Origin of the sequence: Nostoc sp. ChiQUE02, from assembly GCF_034531305.2 — a bacterium.
Taxonomy (GTDB): domain Bacteria; phylum Cyanobacteriota; class Cyanobacteriia; order Cyanobacteriales; family Nostocaceae; genus Nostoc.
The window spans coordinates 126,113-146,619 of the sequence record NZ_JAVRBN020000018.1 but is presented as its reverse complement, the minus strand read 5'-3'; the positions used below and the strand labels follow the sequence as shown (position 1 = coordinate 146,619).

The 20,507-nt window shown below is 41.3% G+C and carries 21 protein-coding genes; 9 read left to right on the top strand and 12 right to left on the bottom strand.

The genetic code is table 11. The annotated features are described in order from the left end of the window. The coding region (locus RM347_RS19765) for a hypothetical protein (RefSeq protein ID WP_428850582.1) at window positions 1–337 on the top strand (337 nt) is incomplete at its 5' end. A 504-nt stretch (window positions 338–841) separates the two neighbouring features. On the opposite strand, the gene RM347_RS19760 is transcribed toward RM347_RS19765, so the two are convergent. After that, window positions 842–2,494 (bottom strand): Ppx/GppA phosphatase family protein, encoded by a 1,653-nt coding sequence (locus RM347_RS19760; RefSeq protein ID WP_322718541.1) that lies wholly within the window; start codon window positions 2,492–2,494, stop codon window positions 842–844. A gap of 465 nt (window positions 2,495–2,959) precedes the next feature. On the opposite strand from RM347_RS19760, the gene RM347_RS19755 reads away from it, so the two are divergent. Continuing rightward, window positions 2,960–3,841, top strand: a complete 882-nt coding sequence (locus RM347_RS19755) for a 4-hydroxybenzoate solanesyltransferase (protein WP_322718542.1) — start codon at window positions 2,960–2,962, stop codon at window positions 3,839–3,841. 72 nt (window positions 3,842–3,913) lie between these two features. Then, complete coding sequence (locus tag RM347_RS19750; RefSeq protein ID WP_322718543.1) at window positions 3,914–4,681, top strand: DsbA family protein; 768 nt, start codon at window positions 3,914–3,916, stop codon at window positions 4,679–4,681. Between the two features lie 523 nt (window positions 4,682–5,204). Here the strand turns inward: RM347_RS19750 and RM347_RS19745 are convergent. From RM347_RS19745 to RM347_RS19735, 3 genes are all read right to left on the bottom strand, one after another. Next, the gene (locus RM347_RS19745; protein ID WP_322718544.1) at window positions 5,205–5,654 is read right to left on the bottom strand and encodes an acyl-CoA thioesterase; all 450 of its coding nucleotides are present in this window, start codon (window positions 5,652–5,654) and stop codon (window positions 5,205–5,207) included. Between the two features lie 111 nt (window positions 5,655–5,765). Next, complete coding sequence (locus RM347_RS19740) at window positions 5,766–6,155, bottom strand: tautomerase family protein (protein ID WP_322718545.1); 390 nt, start codon at window positions 6,153–6,155, stop codon at window positions 5,766–5,768. Between the two features lie 4 nt (window positions 6,156–6,159). Further along, window positions 6,160–6,747, bottom strand: a complete 588-nt coding sequence (locus RM347_RS19735) for a TetR/AcrR family transcriptional regulator (protein ID WP_322718546.1) — start codon at window positions 6,745–6,747, stop codon at window positions 6,160–6,162. An 893-nt stretch (window positions 6,748–7,640) separates the two neighbouring features. On the opposite strand from RM347_RS19735, the gene RM347_RS19730 reads away from it, so the two are divergent. Beyond that, window positions 7,641–8,438 (top strand): sulfite exporter TauE/SafE family protein, encoded by a 798-nt coding sequence (locus tag RM347_RS19730; protein WP_322718547.1) that lies wholly within the window; start codon window positions 7,641–7,643, stop codon window positions 8,436–8,438. A 51-nt stretch (window positions 8,439–8,489) separates the two neighbouring features. On the opposite strand, the gene RM347_RS19725 is transcribed toward RM347_RS19730, so the two are convergent. Then, window positions 8,490–9,152, bottom strand: coding sequence for a cadmium resistance transporter (locus RM347_RS19725; RefSeq protein ID WP_322718548.1), 663 nt, complete (start codon window positions 9,150–9,152; stop codon window positions 8,490–8,492). A gap of 262 nt (window positions 9,153–9,414) precedes the next feature. On the opposite strand from RM347_RS19725, the gene RM347_RS19720 reads away from it, so the two are divergent. Together RM347_RS19720 and RM347_RS19715 are read left to right on the top strand one after the other, a co-directional pair. Beyond that, on the top strand, window positions 9,415–10,134 hold the full coding sequence (locus RM347_RS19720; protein WP_322718549.1) for a hypothetical protein: 720 nt from the start codon (window positions 9,415–9,417) through the stop codon (window positions 10,132–10,134). A 201-nt stretch (window positions 10,135–10,335) separates the two neighbouring features. Further along, complete coding sequence (locus RM347_RS19715) at window positions 10,336–11,046, top strand: cadmium resistance transporter (protein WP_322718550.1); 711 nt, start codon at window positions 10,336–10,338, stop codon at window positions 11,044–11,046. 76 nt (window positions 11,047–11,122) lie between these two features. On the opposite strand, the gene cysK is transcribed toward RM347_RS19715, so the two are convergent. Both cysK and RM347_RS19705 read right to left on the bottom strand, forming a co-directional pair. Continuing rightward, window positions 11,123–12,085: a cysteine synthase A gene (gene cysK / locus RM347_RS19710; protein WP_322718551.1), complete on the bottom strand. Its 963-nt coding sequence runs from the start codon at window positions 12,083–12,085 to the stop codon at window positions 11,123–11,125. A gap of 18 nt (window positions 12,086–12,103) precedes the next feature. After that, window positions 12,104–12,574, bottom strand: coding sequence for an RrF2 family transcriptional regulator (locus RM347_RS19705; protein WP_322718552.1), 471 nt, complete (start codon window positions 12,572–12,574; stop codon window positions 12,104–12,106). Window positions 12,575–12,796: 222 nt separating this feature from the next. Here RM347_RS19705 and cysE point away from each other — a divergent pair, with 222 nt between their 5' ends. Both cysE and RM347_RS19695 read left to right on the top strand, forming a co-directional pair. Next, window positions 12,797–13,522 carry a serine O-acetyltransferase gene (gene cysE / locus RM347_RS19700; protein ID WP_322718553.1) on the top strand — a complete coding sequence of 242 codons (726 nt, stop codon included), beginning with the start codon at window positions 12,797–12,799 and terminating at the stop codon, window positions 13,520–13,522. A 156-nt stretch (window positions 13,523–13,678) separates the two neighbouring features. Next, window positions 13,679–14,269 (top strand): Crp/Fnr family transcriptional regulator, encoded by a 591-nt coding sequence (locus tag RM347_RS19695; RefSeq protein WP_322718554.1) that lies wholly within the window; start codon window positions 13,679–13,681, stop codon window positions 14,267–14,269. A 208-nt stretch (window positions 14,270–14,477) separates the two neighbouring features. Here the strand turns inward: RM347_RS19695 and RM347_RS19690 are convergent, their stop codons facing one another. Next, the gene (locus tag RM347_RS19690) at window positions 14,478–15,122 is read right to left on the bottom strand and encodes an NIL domain-containing protein (RefSeq protein ID WP_322718555.1); all 645 of its coding nucleotides are present in this window, start codon (window positions 15,120–15,122) and stop codon (window positions 14,478–14,480) included. Window positions 15,123–16,202: 1,080 nt separating this feature from the next. Here RM347_RS19690 and RM347_RS19685 point away from each other — a divergent pair. After that, window positions 16,203–16,823, top strand: coding sequence for a hypothetical protein (locus RM347_RS19685; protein ID WP_322718556.1), 621 nt, complete (start codon window positions 16,203–16,205; stop codon window positions 16,821–16,823). A gap of 279 nt (window positions 16,824–17,102) precedes the next feature. On the opposite strand, the gene RM347_RS19680 is transcribed toward RM347_RS19685, so the two are convergent. The 4 genes from RM347_RS19680 to cysT all read right to left on the bottom strand — a co-directional run bounded on the left by RM347_RS19680 (window position 17,103) and on the right by cysT (window position 20,476). Then, window positions 17,103–17,573 (bottom strand): GAF domain-containing protein, encoded by a 471-nt coding sequence (locus tag RM347_RS19680; protein WP_322718557.1) that lies wholly within the window; start codon window positions 17,571–17,573, stop codon window positions 17,103–17,105. Between the two features lie 764 nt (window positions 17,574–18,337). Further along, window positions 18,338–18,604 carry an NIL domain-containing protein gene (locus tag RM347_RS19675; protein ID WP_322718558.1) on the bottom strand — a complete coding sequence of 89 codons (267 nt, stop codon included), beginning with the start codon at window positions 18,602–18,604 and terminating at the stop codon, window positions 18,338–18,340. Window positions 18,605–18,753: 149 nt separating this feature from the next. Next, window positions 18,754–19,629, bottom strand: coding sequence for a sulfate ABC transporter permease subunit CysW (gene cysW / locus RM347_RS19670; RefSeq protein WP_322718559.1), 876 nt, complete (start codon window positions 19,627–19,629; stop codon window positions 18,754–18,756). Next, the gene (gene cysT / locus RM347_RS19665) at window positions 19,616–20,476 is read right to left on the bottom strand and encodes a sulfate ABC transporter permease subunit CysT (RefSeq protein ID WP_322718560.1); all 861 of its coding nucleotides are present in this window, start codon (window positions 20,474–20,476) and stop codon (window positions 19,616–19,618) included. Before cysT ends, cysW begins: the two co-directional genes overlap by 14 nt. Window positions 20,477–20,507 lie beyond the last annotated feature (31 nt).

Below are 20,507 nucleotides of genomic sequence, written 5' to 3'. Positions count from 1 at the left end.
ACGGCTGAATAAATTCAGCCTGTTCGCTTATATCCCCCGGCTAGAAGCGCGGGGGCTTTACGCATCACAACTCGTAAAAACCAGTCTAGACAAAGCCTTGATAGATTGCCTTGTTCCCAGCCTCTGGCTGGGAATGCCTACTGGAAGGCTCTGCCTTCCTTACTTGCGGCAGCAGCCCAATGAGGAGCGTTTCCAGCCAGAAGCTGGAAACAAGGTTTTAAAGGAGTTTCTGCTTAAGTTGACACCAATGAACGCAGTGGCTCCCCTACAACTAAATTTATATTTCTCATATACTACATTGAATTTTTCTCACCAACTTACTTACCTCAGGCTTTGATATCGATCAAAACTCCCAAAGCTGATGAATTATCACAATAATATGGTACAAGCTCTTTGCTGAAGCGTGAGTATTCTCCAGTGCAGAAAACCGAGCAAATGAGCCTGCTTTATTGAAATTTTATATAAGGATATCTAAGTTTTCCCGGCTTAGATATCCAATAGCAACATAACCTATATAAATAGATTGTTAACTCTATTCTAATTACTAATTTTTATTTTTAAATACTTCTTGGGGCAGTTTATAAATTGGTACTTAAGTAGGATGCCAAAATCAGATAGGAGGTTTAGCTAAATTTTGAAAGCATATTGAGATAAAAGGTCTTGTGTTATAATGGTGTCTTTTTTACTAACTATACCTCATTGAAAAGTAAGCAGATAAATACATCTGACTTTTACCTCAAGATTTTATATTGAGCCTAACTTCTAAAGCTGATGAATCATAATACAAAAGGATTACAAGCTATGTGCGGGTGCGTTAACGCAGTGTAACGCACCCCACTTTCTAAGACAATTTAGCAACGCTAGACTTTTCTAAAGTCGCTACTAATTTCACTCCAAATTCTTCCTCAAATACTCCTTTTTTATAATCTAAGCTCCAAAGTTCTAAAGCACAATCATCATCAGGTTGAGATGGGAAAATTAGCAAATTGACCTGCCGGAATTGTGGATAATACTCACATTGCACTTGAGCGATCGCACCAATTTGTCGTCTATCCAATGCCACTGCCAATCTTAAAATTGCACTCAATTGACTGATCATTTGTCGCTGGTGTTTAGTCAGCAAACTCTGGTAATTTTCATGTTTTTTCTTGGGTGGCGATTTGCGATGATAACGCGCTAAATTGGCAATGATTTCAATCTCGGTTTCTGTATAACCAAGTAATTCACCATTGCGAATTAGATAGTAAGAGTGCTTGTGGTGAGATGAATGGCTGACATAATGACCACAATTGTGTAATATTGCAGCCGCCCACAGCAGTTGTCGCTCGTCAGATCCCCAGTGGTGTAACGTACCTTGAGTTTGGTCAAATAAACTCTGGGCAAATGTTGCCACGCGATCGCTATATTCTAAATTGATGTGGTATTTATTAGCGAGTTTTAAAACATTCCGTTCCCGAACTGAACTTTGGTAGCGCAGCTTATCTTCAATTAAACCGTGGGTTAGCATCCAGTCTACGATTACGCCTTCCCTCAAAGAACGCTCACAAACTGTAACCGATTCACTACCCAAGAGGGTCATTGCTTCCTGTAATATTACTGCGCCAGCGAGTATAACTTCAGGGCGCTTCTCTGGCATACCGGGAATCGCAGCTTTTTCGGAATTACTCAGTTTCCGCAAGCGATTTACCAACTCTCGCAAGTCTTTAAGACTGAACTGGTAGCCATTGAGAGTGGAAGGAATAACACCCGACTTTTCCCGTGCGTGAATCATCGCTAGGGTTTCAATTGTGCCCGCCGTACCCACCAAACGCGGAGATTCCCCAAACTCTAGGTTTGCTAACACTTCTTCTACAGAACGTTCCAACATACCGCGTGCATAGGCTTGCAGATACTGAAACTCGGTGTTACTGATGGGATCAGTGGTGATTAATTCGCTAGTGAGTCGTACTGCACCGACTTTGGTACTGGTGAGAGTGCGCGGTTGGTGACTATCGCCCAAAACCAATTCTGTAGAACCACCGCCAATATCAATAATCATGTGGGGCTGGTTGTGAAATTCCATACCCGACAGCACGCCAAGGTAGATTCGTCGCGCTTCTTCTTGACCAGAAATCAAGTCAACGCTTAAACCCAACTCCGTTTCTATTTTGTGCAAAAAATCTTTACCATTGGGGGCTTCTCGTACAGCACTAGTCGCCACAGCAATGATAGTTTCAGCGTTGATAGTTTTGGCAACTTCTTGGAAGCGTCCTAAAGCAGCGATCGCCTTTTTAATGATCTCCGGTTTGAGTTCCCCTGTAGTGAGATTGCGATCGCCAAGTCTCACGGTTTCTTTTTCTCTAGCGATAATGCTGAAAGCTGGTAGTGTAGGGTCAATCTTCACTACTACCATGTGTAGAGAATTCGTTCCCAGGTCAATGGCAGCAATAATCCGGTCTTGCTTAGGTGGTTGAGTTGGAACACTCTCCCAGCTAGCCGAAACTAAATTCAGCATCTAGTTTTCTCTCTTTATAAGAAATGATGGCAAACGGTGGTATGTCGGGGTAGCTGGCACTGATATTTGTTGCAACACACTTGCTCAAGCTGAGTACTTACTACTCAGCACTGAGTAAATTAAAAAATACTCAGCACTCTTCATCTTTGGTCGAGGGTAACTGAGCTAAGTATATTCACCCTACTGCTTCTAACCGTAGTGACTATTTAAAGATATTTAAAGTTGCCACTTGAGGTTATGTTTTTACAAATAACAAATAACGCTATTCTATAGATGTAAAGATGTGTGAACTAAAGACTAGGCACTAGGAAAGAGTATTCCCAGTATCCAATTCCCAGTTCCCAGCGATGCACTGAGTTTCGACTGCGCTCAACTACCGCTTGTCGTACTCCTTCGGAGAAGCAAGCTACGCGGAGCGTATCCAAGAGTTGTGTACCCAATCCCCAATCCCTAATCCCCAGTACTATGTTAAGGACGCCAGAACGCCCCCAGAAACCAGTTTGGCTTGTAATTATCCGGCTTTTGCGCTGGCATAAACCAGAAGGACGGTTAATTTTAATGATTCCTGCCCTTTGGGCTGTGTTTTTGGCAGCTTCAGGGAAACCGCCTTTGCCTCTGGTTGGTGTGATTATATTGGGTACTCTAGCCACGAGTGCGGCTGGGTGTGTTGTCAATGATTTGTGGGATCGGGATATTGATCCAGAAGTAGAGAGAACACGCGATCGCCCCCTCGCTTCTCGCGCCTTGTCTGTGAAAGTTGGGATTGTAGTTGCGATCGTATCGTTAGCATGTGCAGCAGTCCTGGCCTTTTATCTTAACCCCCTGAGTTTCTGGTTATGTGTGGCAGCAGTGCCCGTAATTCTGCTTTATCCAGGCGCAAAACGGGTGTTTCCCGTACCGCAACTAGTACTTTCCATCGCTTGGGGTTTTGGCGTATTGATTAGCTGGAGTGCAGTCACACAAAGCATCTCCCAACCAACTTGGTTACTTTGGGGCGCGACTGTACTGTGGACATTGGGATTTGATACAGTTTACGCCATGAGTGACAAGGAAGATGATCGCCGCATTGGTGTTAATTCTAGCGCTCTATTTTTTGGGAATTATGCCCCTGTAGCCATTGGAATTTTCTTTGCCGGCACAATTTTGTTATTAGCTTGGTTAGGCATAGTCATACATCTGCACTTAGCCTTCTGGATTAGCCTTGCAGTTGCTACTATCGGATGGGTTTGGCAGTCTCTGCGATTAAGACAGCGAAACTTACCTAATCCTGTTTATGGTCAGATGTTCCGGCAAAACGTGTGGATTGGTTTTATTTTACTTGCTGGGATGATTGCTGGATCTCTCTAAATTGAAGCTTACTCCTAAGTCGAAGCGAATGCACGCCTATGGGTGAGACAAAAAATACTTATGAGTTTTTGTATGCGTATATTCTTTAATTGGTTTAGTCTTTTATTTCAGTATGTGCGTACTTGGACAGCAATAGGTTTGCTATTTTTGGTTGTTACCTTGACAATTCCTGCACAAGCTGCTAGCCATATTGATCCGCAGTTAGAACAGCAAGTCTTGCAAATTATCCGCGAACATCCAGAGGCAATTATCGAATCTGTTCAAACCTATCAGCAGCAACAACAACAGAAAGTAAAGCAAGCACGGCAAGCATTTTTACAGGATTTAAAGACAAATCCTCAAAAAGTGATTGGTGAGTCTCCCACCACAGGTTCAACTCAATTAAAAACTGTGCTAATAGAATTTTCAGATTTTCAATGTCCCTATTGTGCTGATGCCGATAAAACCTTAAAAAAATTGTTAGAAAAATATCCTGATAAACTAAGATTAGTTTACAAAAATTTCCCCCTGACTTCAATTCATGCTGAAGCATTGCCAGCTGCGACAGCGGCTTGGGCAGCATATCAGCAGGGCAAGTTTTGGGAATATTATGATGCGCTATTTACTAATCAAAAACAACTAGGTGAAGTGTTATATTTAGATATTGCTAAAAAACTGAATCTGGATTTGAGGAAATTTAAACGTAATCTTACTCTTGCCACTCCCGCAATTACAAAAGATATCCAGTTAGCTGAAAAATTGGCTGTTTCTGGCACACCTTTTTTTGTAATTAATAGTCCAAGTTTTTCAGGAGTGGTGCAGCTAGCAGATATCGAAAGTATATTGGCTGATGCTAAGTAAATTGTTATATTCAAAAATTGTTTAACATCGGTAATAACAATACATACAGCGGTTTTTTATACCAACAAAAGGAGTTTTCAAAATTCTCTTACCAAGGTAATGTAATTTTTTCTTCTTTTTAACTATCAGCCTAATAACTGTTCAATAATTAAATGATAGTTAGCAACCAGCAATAAGCTTGATAAATATATACTATGTAGCTATTGTATCTCCATAGCATCTGTTTAGAGAAATACCTCCTTATTTAACAATAATGTGCATCTTTAGTTAGAGGTTTAGTGCATCAGTAAACTGTTGTATTGAAGCAAGTGTAAGGAGTAGCTTATGAGGAGTGATGAGGAGAAATTTTCCTCACTCCTCATGTTCTTAAAGATATGGCAACTTAAAGCAAGCTTTAAGAGTAGAGGTGCAGGTGCAAGTCGGGAAACCCTTTGTTAGCGCCTTACTCGCCTTAAAAAGGCTATAGTTTCCTCCTTTTTAAGGAGGGTTAGGGAGAATCAAGTCTTAACTCAAAGGCACTACTTTATAAATAGTCTTTCAGATTCACTTTTTGATTTTCTAAATATTTCTTCTGTAATTCCTCTGGAATAGGAATAGGACGACTATTTTGTAAACTGACAAAAGCGCCCTTTTGGCTAGCCACTGCTGCTAACTCATTGTTAGATAAAATTTCAGCTTGCACAGTCCACTTCAACCGTCCTAAATTACTTAGCCATAAACGTCCAATCACTTGGTCAATGATTTTTATCGGGCGTTTATATTCAATTTCAGTTCCAGCTAGAACAGGTGCATATCCTTGATTAATCTGTTTGTTGAGGTGCCAATGTTCATCTAAAAACTTTAAACGTAAATCTTCTAACCATCTGATATATACAATATTGCTTACAATTCCCATAAAATCAATGTCGTATGTTCTTACAGGAATTTCTAATACTACTTCCAATGGTCTGTGCAAACTGTTATTTACTAGCATTATTTATCTTGTTACTTTAAAACCGATCGGTCTGTAAAATTCTAAAAAATTTTACTCTTTTCAAGTATGGGTAATTATTAATTGCCTAATAACCCATTACCCACAACAATTTCAAACTTCTACTTTGTAGTTTAAGGTTAACTCGTCACCAGGTACCCCTCTAATACCCCAGTTAAATTTAGGCGTTTCAAAAATTGTGATTTCAATATCGTATATAGGAATATTGAATTTTTCATTAATATTTTTAATCAGCAGGCGAATTAACTCTTTTTTTGTTTCCACTGAGCGTCCTTCAAACATACTAATTTCGATAACCAGATAATTATTTGTTCTATCAGATGGATAGTAAAAATCTGATTTATCTAGTGGGAAAAAACGGTGAAATCTTTTTTCAGGGGTAAGCTGTAAAACCTCTATGAGGGAGGTATGGATTACATTTGATAGCTCCGCTTTAATAAGATTTAATTTGTCTGCTAAAGAATATACTTTGATTTGTACCATACATTTAAAGGTGATTTTCCAAGTATTGATTCAGGTGATTAATTACCCTGTGCATGTGAATTGAATCTCCATAAAGCTTACTCATCATTATGGCCCCTTCCAGCGTTGCAATTATGATGGTGGCAATTTCATCAGCACTTACTTCAGAGCGAATTTCACCCTTGGCAATTCCCGTTTCAATAATTCGACGAATTAGATGCAGCCAAGAGTTCATCGCCTGTTGAGCGCGTTCCCGCAACGCCGGATGAGCATCATCGCTTTCCACAGCAGTATTCAGCAGTGGGCATCCTCCTTTGATAGGTGGATTTTCTGCGAAGCTACTAAATATCCCAATGATTGCTTGCAGGCGTTCTACTGCATGGCGTTTGCTTCGCAATGCAAATCTAGTATGCTGTTTAATGCGAGCGATCGCAAAGTCAAAAGCCTGTAGCGCCAGATCATCTTTGCTTTGGAAGTGATTGTAAATTCCTCCTTTCTGCAATCCAGTAACACGCATGATGTCTGACATTGATGAGCCTGCATAACCTTGTTGATTAAACAGTTCGGCTGCTTGGTGGAGAATTCTGCTTTTTGTTTCTTCGCCTTTGGACATTACAGCGATTTTTAGATGAATGGACTACGGAGAGTGGGGAGTAGTGTAATTTATTGAATTGAAAATAGTTGTAAATAAAATATTACCGACCGAATGGTCTGATTGAAGTTAGCATGAGAAGTTTTTGAAAGTCAAGCATTTTTCAGCCTTGAGTCATGAACTAGGCATTGGGCATTGAAAAGAGTCACAAGGGCGGGGTGCTGCTCTTGCTGAGGGGAAAACTCTTCTCCCTTGCTCCCTGCTCCCTGCCTCCCTCACTCTCCATTCCTTATATTGAGAGAGTTAAAATCTGCTCGACTACCTGAGTTTTTTAGCAACAATTTCTAAGCATTTTTACTTATTGCCATGTATTATCCAGATAATCTAGCGATATACAACGAGAATACGCTGGACGTTTGATCGTGCTTACAAGTAAAATACGGTAAGTGCATCGCCTTACCGGCTTTTACATGTAAAACCGCAGAAAAACCAGTTAAAAGTTGAGTTTAGCAGAGCAAGTGACCCATAAACAGTTCTCAAAGTCTGTTTCAGCTAAATGCCAGTTGTCATGCTTTCCAAAACTTCCAGACAGGTTTTAAGTTGTCCAGGAATCCTCTGCCCTAACTTTTAGCTGGATAACCTTTGTGTCACTCATCCCTTGAGAAACACAATAACTTGCCATCATTAGCTCTGTCTACCACTGGGCTATAGTTTGGCACAGTTGCTGCTCTCTAGCACTGAAGCTTTAGCTGACTTTCAGTTTTAGCTGTCCGTAGTTAAGTCAGTGAACAGTTATCAAGGCTTCGTTTGGGGATTTAAACCCTAATCTACGCTGCTCACTTATAGAAGTGGCAAACTCAACAGGACTTTGATAACTGATAGCTAATAACTAATTGTTGAAACCCACGAAGAGTATGCACTATTTATTACTACCGTTCTTAAGCTTTTTTGTTGGCATCATCGTTGGTTTAACGGGAATTGGCGGAGCCTCTCTCATCACCCCAATGTTGATTTTTGTTTTCCAGGTTCCGCCTTCCATCGCTGTGAGTTCTGATGTTGTGGCTGCCACATTGATGAAGATTGTTGGTAGCGTCAAGCATTGGGAACAGAAAACCCTTGATACAGAAGTTGTCAAATGGTTGGCATTTGGGAGTGTTCCAGGCTCACTATTCGGGGTGGGGATTTTGCACTTCATTAAACGTACAGGTGAGTATAACCTAGATAACATTTTGCTCCGTTTGCTTGGCGGGATGATTTTGCTAGTCACAGTGTTAGCACTAGTGCAATTGTTGTTATTGACTTTCTTACCCAAATTTAATTTACCCGAACTGCCAAAATTAGACTTAGAAACTAGCTTTGGGCGCTGTGTGACAATAACTTTGGGAGGAGTTTTAGGCTGTTTAGTCGGTCTAACAAGCGTTTCATCAGGTTCAATGTTTGCCCTAGTGCTAATTGGGTTTTTCCGCCTTGATGCACGGAAGTTAGTAGGTACAGATATTTCGCACGCAGCAATTTTACTGCTATTTACAGCCCTCGGTCACCTCAGTTTGGGAACAGTTGATTGGAGTCTGGTACTGCCTATATGGCTAGGCTCTGTGCCAGGGGTATTACTAGGCGCTAAAATCTGCCAAGTAGCTCCGCAACGCCCACTACGGTTTATCATTTATGCCATCTTGATGATGGTGAGTTGGAAATTAGTTCATCAGGCGTGACCAATTTTAGATTTTCAATTCCAAATCCAGCATCCAACATCCAACAATTGATTAACTTTTCACCCAAGGTAGTAGAGTGAATGTACCTCGTTCATACATAATGAACAGACCCAAGCCAATTAAGACAAAAGGTACGACAGCTTTACCGTAGCGACTTAAAATATAAGCAATGGTAGGCTGACGGCTTAAAAAATAAGCGATCGCACACCAAACTCCTACCATGATAAAAAATATACTTAGAATTACTCCCAAACTGGCAAGATCGTGACCAGCGAATAAAGGGATATATATACTAATATTGTCACCACCATTAGCGATCGTTACTGCTGCCACTTTATAAGTTTGGGGATGCAAAACACTTAAAATAAAAGACAACACCGGGTTAGTAGGTGTAGACTGCCTAAAATCACTGCTAACTGTTTGAACTGTGATAGTTTCTTCTTTTCTGTATATTAATTGCTGAAGACCAATTGCTATTGGTAGCAGTCCTAGCAATCCTATCCATTCCCGCTGTACAACCAAACCACCAAAAAATCCTGGTAAGCTAGCGATAATAATGGCTGTAAAACCTAAATATTGACCAAGTAAGATATGCCGTCGCCGAAAATTAACATCTACTTGTGAAAAAAATATTAACAATATAATGATGTCATCTATGTTAGTGGCGATGAAGGCAATTATCCCTTCACTGAAGGCTGTTCCTAGCTTACTCATCCTGGATTTTTAGAACCTACGATTTATCACCATACCAAATTAACTAATTTGTAATTCGTAATTATTGAGTTTAAGTCGCCCACTAAATTGTCTTTCTTGGTGGTCGAGAATAAAGTTGGGGTCTAAATCACAAACTAATTGAATTACTAATGACATTAGCGAGTCCGCAAGCGTCATTATCAATTACGAATTATTCTAACTTCCTGGCACAACTAAGATTTAAAATGACAAAGTAATTATTCTCATAAAGAGGATTTTGTCAATGCCTAGACTTACGGTTCCACCTAATTTCATTGGTACTTCCGGTATCGATAGTTTAGTCGCACAAGAGTCAAATGCATCTGTGGCGATTGGTATTAATATTTTAAATCCAGGTGTGATTAGTACATTTTCAGGAAACGACAGTATTACTGGTACTGGTACTGGTACTGTTAATCTTAAGACTAGCAAAGCTGGTACTGGCATCGGCATCAACAACAGTGGTACTCTCAATGCAGGGAGCGGAAGTGACACTATAACTGGCACTGGTATTGGTGGCAGCTTTTCCAACAACATCGGAACTGCAATAATTGGCAGCAGCCTTGGAGAAGCTACTGCTGGCGGTATTGCCTATGGCATTTATGGGCAAGGAATCATCAAGACTGGCGATGGGAATGACAAAATTATCGCTACCAGTAATATCGATAAAGTTCAACAGAAAGTCACTATCGGTGGCGGTATCCGCTTTGAACTAGGGACTGGAAACGACTACTTCAAAGGGTTTGGGTCTGCAATTGTTGATGGCGGAAATGGTTTTGACACCCTTGATGTGAAGGCTTTCAAGCGTTCTGAAGTTAGTGTATCTGGTGTTATTTCTGGCAATAGTTTAAATCCTGCCAACATTACCTTCAACAACAATGGAAACCTGATTACCCTTTTAACAACTGGCTTTGAGAATTTTATCTTTGCAGATAGCTCTTTCTCCTACAGCAATTTGACCTGAAATGATAATTACCACAATTAAATTGTATACAGCATGTATACAATTTAATTGTGAGTAAAGTAATGTAGCTTCGGCTTTTGATGCCTTGCTTAATGATTTAGTGAAAATTAGTTTTTGAACGAATCGCGTCAGAGAAAGTGGCTGACCACAGGGTAGGATGCTTCCCAATATGTAAAAGCATGTCTATGTTTATCTTAAAATATGAATGAGTTAGTTACTGCAATTACTACAGGGGCAATTGCATTCATTGCCACTAATATTGATGATATTGTCATTCTATTGTTGTTTTTTTCTCAAATCAATGCTAGCTTTCGCCCCCGGCATATAGTTGCTGGTCAGTTTCTCGGTTTTACGGTTCTGTTAATCCTTAGTCTTCCTGGTTTGTTTGGTGGGTTAGTTTTATCAAAAAGCTGGATTGGATTACTTGGTTTACTACCAATATCTATAGGTATCAGTAGTTTAGTGAATAGTGAAGAAGATTCATTAAAAGAAGTTGTAGTGGAAACAGAAGAAGCTGAAGCATCAACAATTACTAGCTTTTTTTCTCACCAAGCTTATAGTGTAGCAGCCGTTACAGTTGCCAATGGTAGCGATAATATTAGTGTCTACGTACCTTTATTTGCTAGTAGCAACTTAGAAACTTTTGTGGTAATTATAGGATTATTTTTTATATTATTAGGAATTTGGTGCTACGCTGCATACAAATTAACTAACAACAGAGTCATCGCTGATGTATTGACTCGCTATGTTAATAATATTGTGCCTTTTGTTCTTATAGGATTAGGCGCTTTTATTGTATTAAAAAGTGGAGCTTTGAGCTTAATAAAGCTAGCTGCTAGTTGTTTCTGCTTGATAATTTTGGTGAAAAATAATGAAAGTGCCGATGAAATTGGCGAAAATTCTAGTAGATAATCAAGCCAATTTTAGATTTTGATTTAGATCAAAAAACTCAAGTACAAAATCTAAAATCTAAAATTGGTATGCGGAATCAAACTTTACTCAACCATTCATTCTCTTCTGGGTCTTTGAATAGTGAAGTACTGAGGTAACGTTCGCCAAAGCTAGGCTGTATCATGACGATTAAACGACCTGCATTTTCTGGTCGTTGTGCCACTTGAATAGCCGCATATAAAGCAGCACCAGTAGAAATCCCTGATAATAATCCTTCTTCTTTTGCGAGACGACGGCTGTAAGCGATCGCTTGCTCATCCGCTACCTGAATCACTTCATCCACCAGTTCTGGACGGTAAATTGCTGGGACAAATCCCGCGCCGATCCCCTGTATTTTGTGAGGGCCTGATTTACCACCTGTTAATACCGGACTGCTGCTTGGTTCAACTGCGATCGCTTGAAAACTCGGCTTCCGTTTTTTAATAACTTCTGCAACTCCCGTAATCGTCCCACCAGTACCTACTCCCGCCACCAGAATATCCACCTGTCCATCAGTGTCATCCCAAATTTCTTCTGCTGTAGTTTGGGCGTGAACTTTCGGGTTAGCGGGGTTGCGGAACTGCTGCAACATATAAGCATTGGGCGTTTGAGCTAAAATCTGCTCTGCACGACCGATCGCTCCTCGCATCCCTTCTACCCCTGGCGTTAACTCTAGTTGAGCGCCATAAGCTTTGAGCATGGATCGTCTTTCCTGGCTCATTGTGTCAGGCATCGTTAGAATAAGATGGTACCCCTTGGCGGCCGCTACCATCGCCAGCGCAATTCCTGTATTTCCAGAAGTTGGCTCCACTAAAACTGTTTTTCCAGGGTGAATTAAGCCTGCTTCCTCCGCTGTTTCCACCATACTCGCCCCAATCCGGTCTTTCACGGAAGATGCTGGGTTCATGCTTTCTAGCTTCACTACAATCTGAGCAACCGCTCCTGAAGCCTGGGGAATCTTGTTTAATTGAACTAAAGGAGTTCGCCCGATTAACTCTGTGATATCTTTCGCTATCCGCATGTGAGTGCTCCCTCGTGTCTAAATATAATACATCGGACTTTGCTGTGCGCGAGTTTCTCTTTCCTGGCACAAGTCTTGGAGTGTATAGCGACCCAAAACCTCAATTGAGGCAGCGTTAGCTTGCTCCCAAACTTCATAAACCAGAGTCTTTTCCAGAGTCGGAGAGTCAGAGGTATCTTTCTCTTTCCGCTCGCCTTCGACCAAAGTGACAATTTCAAGTATTGTAATCTGCCAAGGTTCACGAACTAAAACGAAACCTCCTTTAGAGCCGCGTTGACTCTGCACCACACCAGCACGCCGGAGGTTGGTCAAAATTTGTTCCAGATAGCGCTCAGGTATGGGTTGCTTGGCAGTGATCTCGCTCATGGTTAGAGGAAGTTTTTTTCCGTGGTGGCTTGCCAGTTCTAAGAGCGCCAGCAGCGCGTATTCCACTTTGGAAGACAGATCCAAGAGAGCGTAGTTTTGGCTATTCAAGACTGTACTCAACATACTACGGTGAATTGAGGGACTTATCGCAGTTTATGCGAAATTAATTTTTTCCAACTGTGGAATGTGATAGCATCCCACTTACTACCCACAAAAACACTTTACTCTATCGACTTACCGTAGATTATTATCTTACATAATTCCCATGAATGACTTGATCCTTTTGTGGGAATTATCCTGAGTTTCTGTTTTCAGGGCCTCACGTACCAACAATCTCAACTGAGTATGCTACTAACTGATTTGCGAACCATTTTTGATCGTGATCCAGCAGCCCGTAACTGGCTAGAAGTATTGTTCTGTTACCCTGGACTTCAGGCCTTAGTGTTTCATCGATTGGCACACTGGCTGCATAAAATTGGAATTCCCTTCATACCTCGGTTTATCTCTCATATTAGTAGATTTTTAACCGGGATTGAAATCCATCCTGGGGCATTAATTGGCCAGGGAGTGTTTATTGATCACGGGATGGGAGTTGTGATTGGTGAGACAGCGATCGTGGGGGACTATGCCCTAATTTATCAAGGTGTCACCCTTGGTGGGACTGGGAAAGAAAGCGGCAAACGCCATCCAACTTTAGGCTCTCATGTAGTTGTGGGAGCGGGTGCAAAGGTATTGGGAAATATTCAAATTGGCGATCGCGTCCGTATTGGAGCTGGTTCTGTGGTGCTGCGAGATGTACCCAGTAACACTACTGTAGTTGGGATTCCAGGGCGCGTGACTCGTCAGAATAACTCGTCTACCAATGTTCTGGATCATGATAAAGTACGCGACGTAGAAGCTGAAGTCATCCGCGCTTTATTTGAACGCGTCAAGTCTCTAGAGAAACAGTTCGAGCAGTTGGAACAATCAAGTTTGCCCCCAACTGAGCTTGGCGACGAACCAACCGACAACCCTAAGAGCAAAAATTCTGATGGGATGATTGAAGATTTTCTTGATGGTGCGGGAATTTAGGGAATGGGGCATTGGGAAAAGGCAGGGGGCAAGGGGGAGAATAAAAAATTACCTCTGCCTCTTCCCCACTCCCCTCTTTAAAATATCCATAGCCTCTTAGAACCTGATATAAATATAATACTACGGTTAGTTTATCGGAGAATAGTTTTATATACTATGGTGTCTTTGTACACAAGCTTATCTAGCTCAAGCAGTAATAATACTAAGCAACTTTTTGCCCGTAGATCATTTCTGCCAGAGCATCATAACGAACTTTGGAAGATTGAAATGGGTTTTGTCAGGACTTTTACCTATCTGGAAGATGGTACAACTGTCGCTCTAGGATTGTGGGGTCCTGGAGATATCGTTGGTAAGAGTTTGTCAAAAATAGAACCTTATCAGATGGAATGCCTAACTAAAGTGGAGGCGACAATCTTACCTTTAGAAGAGTGGACTCAACTAACAGAAACTCTACTTGCTCATATCCAGCAGGCTCAAGAATTGATGATCATTCGTAGTCATAAAAAAGTGGATACTATGCTCATCAAGCTGTTGGCATGGTTATCCAAAAAATTTGGTTCGGAAGTTGAAAAGGGACGTTTAATAGATATGCGTCTGACTCATGAAGACCTCGCGGAAATGCTCGGTTCAACTCGTGTAACCATCACTCGTGTTCTTGGGCAGTTTGAGCAAGAGGGCTTGATTAATCGTCTTTCCCTGCATCGAATTGTGCTGCGAGAAGAAGAAATTTGGTACTACGAAATTTAGATTATTTCAACACAACCAGTTATCACCGTCAGCATAGTTTATAGTTCTCCAAGTCAGGAGCCAGAATAAAAATTGGTTTCTCTGTCCTTCAATTACGAATTACGAATATTCACTTAGCGATCGCATCGCGTCTCGTAGAGAAGCAGGAGGGAGTCTTCTCCCAAGGGGAGACGCCAAAGGCGAACGAGCGTCATTACGAATTATTGACTTAGCGATCGCTATAAATACTAGACAAATCCAGCCAAATCGGTAGCCCCAGTTTTTCTAAATAACTCAGGCTAGAGTAGAGTTGCTTTGTTCTCCCCCACAAATCCAAATCAAACCAGCCATCATCTTCCGTATCGGGTTGAAGTAACGCACTGGTGATATTGACTGTTAGTCCATAACGAGAAACTAACTCGGAAATCACTGGTTCTTCGTAATAGGATTTTAAGATGCACAGTTGCAAGCGCAATCGATTAGTTTGACCCAGAGAAATCCATTGCTGGAATTGTTCTTGCCATTGATTTGTCAGCCATGCAGATTCTTTGGGACTCAGTTTGCTAGCTGGATTGGGGAAAGGTAGAGAGTGCTGGTTGGGTTGAATGTGGTTAGCGATCGCTAGTTGCAGCAAATTCACTCCCAATCCTTGCAAGTAAGATAGGCTATTTGTCAGTTTTTGGGGATTTCCTGAAAGTTCCAAATCAAACCAGCCATCGCTGTCACTGTCAGATGTCAGGGATGCAGCTTTAATATTGACAGTTAAACCATAACGAGATACCAGTCGGGAAATTACAGGTTGCCTGTGATATCGCTGAGGCACGAGAATTCGACTGTGGACTGAAGCGGGTTCTACAGATTTACTCTGAGACATCAGATTAATTCCCAATAGCGATGCCTACGGTGGTCAGTGAGCGGCTGGTGAGCGGCTTGCCCTGACTTGTGCCGAGCGGAGCCGAGGTAGCGTTGCCGTACCACTTGCCTACGGCACGCTACGCGAACGTGAAAGCAAGCTACGCGCAGCATCTCGTAGAGAAGTGCACGCTGCGCCTACCCAATTTTTGGGTTCGGCAGAGAATCTTGCTGATGCCGTACCCCTACAATTCAACTGTGCCTGCTTGGATGTCAGCCTCATAGAGATTTTCATCTTTTTGACTCTGATTAAACTACGGTAATTATATCTACTTAGTGTATTTAATTGTTATGTAAAGGAGATTCTCACAAAGACCACAAATAGACAATAAGTAAATTCACGTAAATTATACGCAATTTCTATTTGGTACTAGTAGCCAAAACAATTGACAATTTACTACATATTATTTAAGTGTTTACACAAAAAAACGCTATTTAAAATCCTCTAATTTAAATAGATTCAATGGCTAGTCGTCTATTGTATTAATTGTGATACGTAACAATATTTACAAGTTGATCAATCATTGTAATTAATGATGACTGTAAAACTAGGGACACGCAGGCAAAAACCTAGCAACAGAATTCATCTGCCTAATCTTTATTTACCTTTCAAGAAACAAGGCGGCAAATAAGAGGATTTTACTTGTTTCTTTGATTGGTATGGATGGCATATTGCCAAGTCCAGAGTAATAAATATTTTTTGGTATTTAAGCTAAATATTAAGTAAGTAAGCGGGAATAAATCAAAGTAAATTAAGTAATGTAAAAATTATTGAGATTCTTTTGTCGTGAGGATTTCAGCCGCTCTCTACGTTCGCGCAGCGTGTCGCAGACAGACACTAAGCGTAGCTTGCTTCCCCAAAGAGGTACACTACAAACCTTTAATTATTTATGCCCTCTACTTAGCAAACTGATAAGTTAGCGCTGGTAAGATCACACAAACTTTAAATTTTGAGTTCATATCATCAAACCCCGCTGCTCCTTACGCTGTTAGGATATTTATCAGTATAGGATAGTCGCTTAAGTTTTAATTATAAATTTAAATGATTAATATTAAGAAGTTTAATAGAATTGACTTTCTAGTTTTGATTGCCATTGTCATTATTGGTCTTATACATTTACCTTTTCCATTTGACGGAGATCAAGCATTTTTTCGGCTAGGTGCTTTAGAGATACAACAAGGAAAGGTTCTCTATCGTGATTTTTGGGATGTGAAGCAACCGGGGATTTTTTACTTTTATTTTTTGGCAGGAACTTTTTTTGGTTTTAATGAGATTGGCATTCATCTCTTTGAACTTATTTACATGTTGTTTTTTTCTATAGTATTGTTGCTGAGTCTCAAAAGCTATTTTCGGCATCAGAGAATCGCAAGTCTAGTACCTCTGTTAACGGTTGGCGTTTATTATACTGTTTCAGAACCTTGGCATCTTACTCAAGTGGAGGCACTGGTTGGTTTTCCTTTATTCATTTGTCTTTGGCTAACTTATCAATCTTTTAAATATGAAGGAAAGCTAAGATTTTTTCTACTTTCACTGTCAGGCTTGATTGGTGGAATTGTCCTCATATTTAAATTAATGTTTTTGCTAATATTGCTTTCATTTTGGCGGTTAGTCCTTCGAGCTTTTGGTGTTAATAATAATACTTTTAAATCACCATTGAGTTAATCAGCACAATTTTTAGCGTTCGCAAGTGGAAATCGCGTAACTCATTTGCTACTCATTTTTGGCGATCGCACTTAATAACTTACTTTGAATTTAACAGTTTATGAAAATCAAATAGGTACACGCTCACTTTTTAATTTCAATCAGAAACTACATTAATGAGAGAATAGGATTTTCTATTGACTTGGAAACCATCGGCGAGGGTGTCTTGTGCCATAAAAATTCGTGAACAAAGGACGCCTGACTTAACAAATAAGCCAGGTAGCCGTTTAGCTACTCCTGTTAACTGACGATTTTCTGGCTAATGGCCTCTCCAATCTCCATCAGTGTCTCTTCCTCTTCTGGAGTAAATTCGTAGGGAATCGGCTTGGCAATGCCCAAAGTACCATGCAATTGGCCATTCAACATCAGCGGCACCGTGATGGAGCCTTCTACCTTGGTTTCTTTTGCCGAGGGTCTGGCCACCCCCGATTCGTCGGTTTGCAGGTTGCAAATCTGTACGGGTCGCTTGCGTTCGGCGGCGACACCAGCCATCCCTTTGCCAATAGTAATTACCGTCATTTTAGGCAACATGAATTCCGGAATGCCCTGGTAAGCCTTTAGGTGCAATAACTGGCTGTCCTGATCTAGGGTATGGATGGTACCTGTAGAGCAGTCGAAAGCAGCCAGGATTTTGGTCAGCAACCGATTCCAGTCGATGGCAGACCCTTCGTCGGCTAGAGTATCAAAAATGGGTTTGCTATCTGAAGTCACAGTGGTAGGAAATAAAGTTTTATCATAAACGTGGAAAGTATTTCGCAAAATTCACTTAGTGGCGTCCGCTTTGCCCATTTTTTAGCATTTACTGTTAATCCATTGCCTTTCTTTACGCCTGCTATCGGGACAAGGTTGTTTTCGGCTTGGCAATGTTAGAGAGAAATAACTCAGGCTGATTAATTATTCTCCATTTAGGAAGAGAGCCAGCAGGTCGCCACTAAAAAATTCCATCCTGATAGCCTGTGCACAATCAGCTGATGGCAGCCTTGAAAAATGGAATCTTTATCCTTTCCCCAATTTACATTAATCAAACCCTTGTTTCTGAGTTATGGGGGTTGTGGGCTAGATGTGAAAAAATGAGGATTTTTGCTAATGGCTACGTTCTGTGGGTTCTGTTGCTTGACGATAACCAACTAACAATTCTTCTTCGCTTAAGTGGTTAGCGTAGGCGTAGCCCGCAGTAGGCATCGCAATTTATTTCGGCATAGTACTTGGATAGATGCACTGCAACGTTTCCATCCTTATTATCAGTAGCTAACGTCAGTTAACAGGGTGAAAAATTGCTAAGTGGTAAGCACATTCAGAAAAAGCTGATGAGTAAAGTAGTAAACCTGCTGTTCCAGGAATTGTCTAAAATAATTCTCCTGATCTGATGTTAAAACCCTTCATACAAATGAAGGGTTATAAGACCTAAACTTTCAGTTACTCTGAATATGGTGTGGGCTTTTAAAAGCACAGCTAGCTGTATGTTTCTATAACCTTTACCAATCACTCGCTTTAGTCTCATCCCAGACTTCCAGCTCCAAGTCGTGGAGATAGGTTAACCCGCTTTGAATTTGTGCATCTGTTCCTTGTAGTTCAAGGTCAAACCAACCATCACCGACAGCATTGGCTCCCAAAATCGCTGCCGTGATATTCACAGTCAGTCCATAGTCAGACACCAAGCGAGAAATGACAGGTTCCTGGTGATAATCCTTAGGAATTCTTAGTCGAATCCGTTTATTGGTAAGTGTATTGTCAGTAGCCATATCTGAATTATTTCAATTCTTGACAGGGATTGGTACAGAACTACCTTTAACCCTAATGGTAATTTCCTGATAGGTACTAGGTAGCTCGTACCATGTCCCATGATTTGCTTGTATCCTATTCAAAGGATAACTATAATCGCTTGATTTTTCTATTCAACATCTTTAATACGGGTTTTCCGTTCGAGAATTTCCTTGAGCACCAAGGTTACTACTGCTAGCAATGCTAATAGTACAGCCGCAGAAAAAGCAGCTTCGGTTTCATATTGTTTGTAAGCGTCTTCTACAAACAGTGGTAAGCTCTGGGTTTGGTCAGCAATGTTGCCGGATACCACCGAAACCGCCCCGAATTCACCCATTGCTCTGGCATTGGTCAAAATTAAACCGTAGAGTAAGCCCCAACGGATACTAGGCAGGGTGACGCGCCAAAATATTTGCCAATCTTTCGCACCTAAAGTTCTAGCAGCTTCTTCTTGATCTTTACCAAATTCCTCTAAAACAGGAATCACTTCGCGCGCCACAAAGGGCATACTCACGAAAGCTGTAGCCAGCACCATACCTGGAAAGGCAAAGATAATCTTGATATCATGGGCCTGGAGCCAAGGGCCAAACCACCCGTTGCGTCCGTAAAGTAGCACAATCATCAATCCTGCGACTACGGGCGAGATAGAAAAGGGCAGGTCAATAATGCTCAAAACTACAGCGCGTCCGGGAAATTTATGACGAGCGATCGCCCAAGCTGCACATAGACCAAATACTGTATTTAAAGGCAGAGAAATCACAGCTAATAACAGTGTTAACCAAGCTGCATGGAGAAAAGCTGGTCGCGTCAGGTTGGACAGAAACGGCCCAACTCCCTTGCTGAAGGCTTGGATAAAAACGTTGATTGCCGGGATGTATTGAACTAAGGCTAAATAGGCGATCGCTATACCAATCAAAACTATTGGTACCCAACTCTTCTGCTCTTTAGGCTTGGCTGTATGTGTCTCAGATGCAGATGAGTGAAAACTTGGCTTATCTACTGTCATATCGCCTTGCCCATGCTTGTAAGAAATTAATTGCCAATAGCAGTACCAACGAAATTGATAGTAAAACTATGCCAATTACTGTTGCACCAGAATAGTCATACTGCTCTAACCGCTGGAAAATCAGCACAGGTGCGATCAAATCTTGATAGGGCGTATTGGAAGAGATAATCACAGTTGACCCATATTCCCCAACTGCACGGGAGAAACCCAAGGCAACACCAGTTAAAATTGTCGGAAATAAAGGTGGCAAAATAACTTTCCAGAAGGTCTGCCATTGAGAAGCACCCAGACACCAGGAGGCTTCTTCAATTTCACGTTCCATTTCCTGAAGCACGGGTTGCACAGTTCTCACGATAAAAGGTAATGAGATAAATATCATTGCCACCGCTACTCCCGTGCGGGTAAAAGACACCTTAATTCCCAGTGGTGCTAGTAGCGAACCTAGCCAGCCATTATCGCTGTAAACTGTTGCCAAGGTTAGCCCTGCTACCGAAGTTGGCAGTGCAAAGGGTAAATCTACTGTGGCGTCAATCAAGCGTTTTAAGGGAAAGTCGTAGCGAACCAGAACCCAAGCAATCAAAGTCCCAAATACGCCATTGAGTAAGGCAGCAAATATAGCTGTCACAAAAGTGACATTATATGTTGCTAATGCAATATCACTGGTTGCGATCGCCCAAAATCTTGCCGGAGGTTCCGTACTCGCTTTCAAGAACATGGCAGCTATGGGGATAAACAACATCACCGTCAGGTATGCAATGGTGATTCGCCAAGTCCAGGGAACCCGCCCCAATCTCTTCCAGAACGGTGTTTTGCGTTCAACTTCCACAGAAGGAGATACAGTCGTCATAGTCAAAAATTCAAAATTTAAAATTCACAAG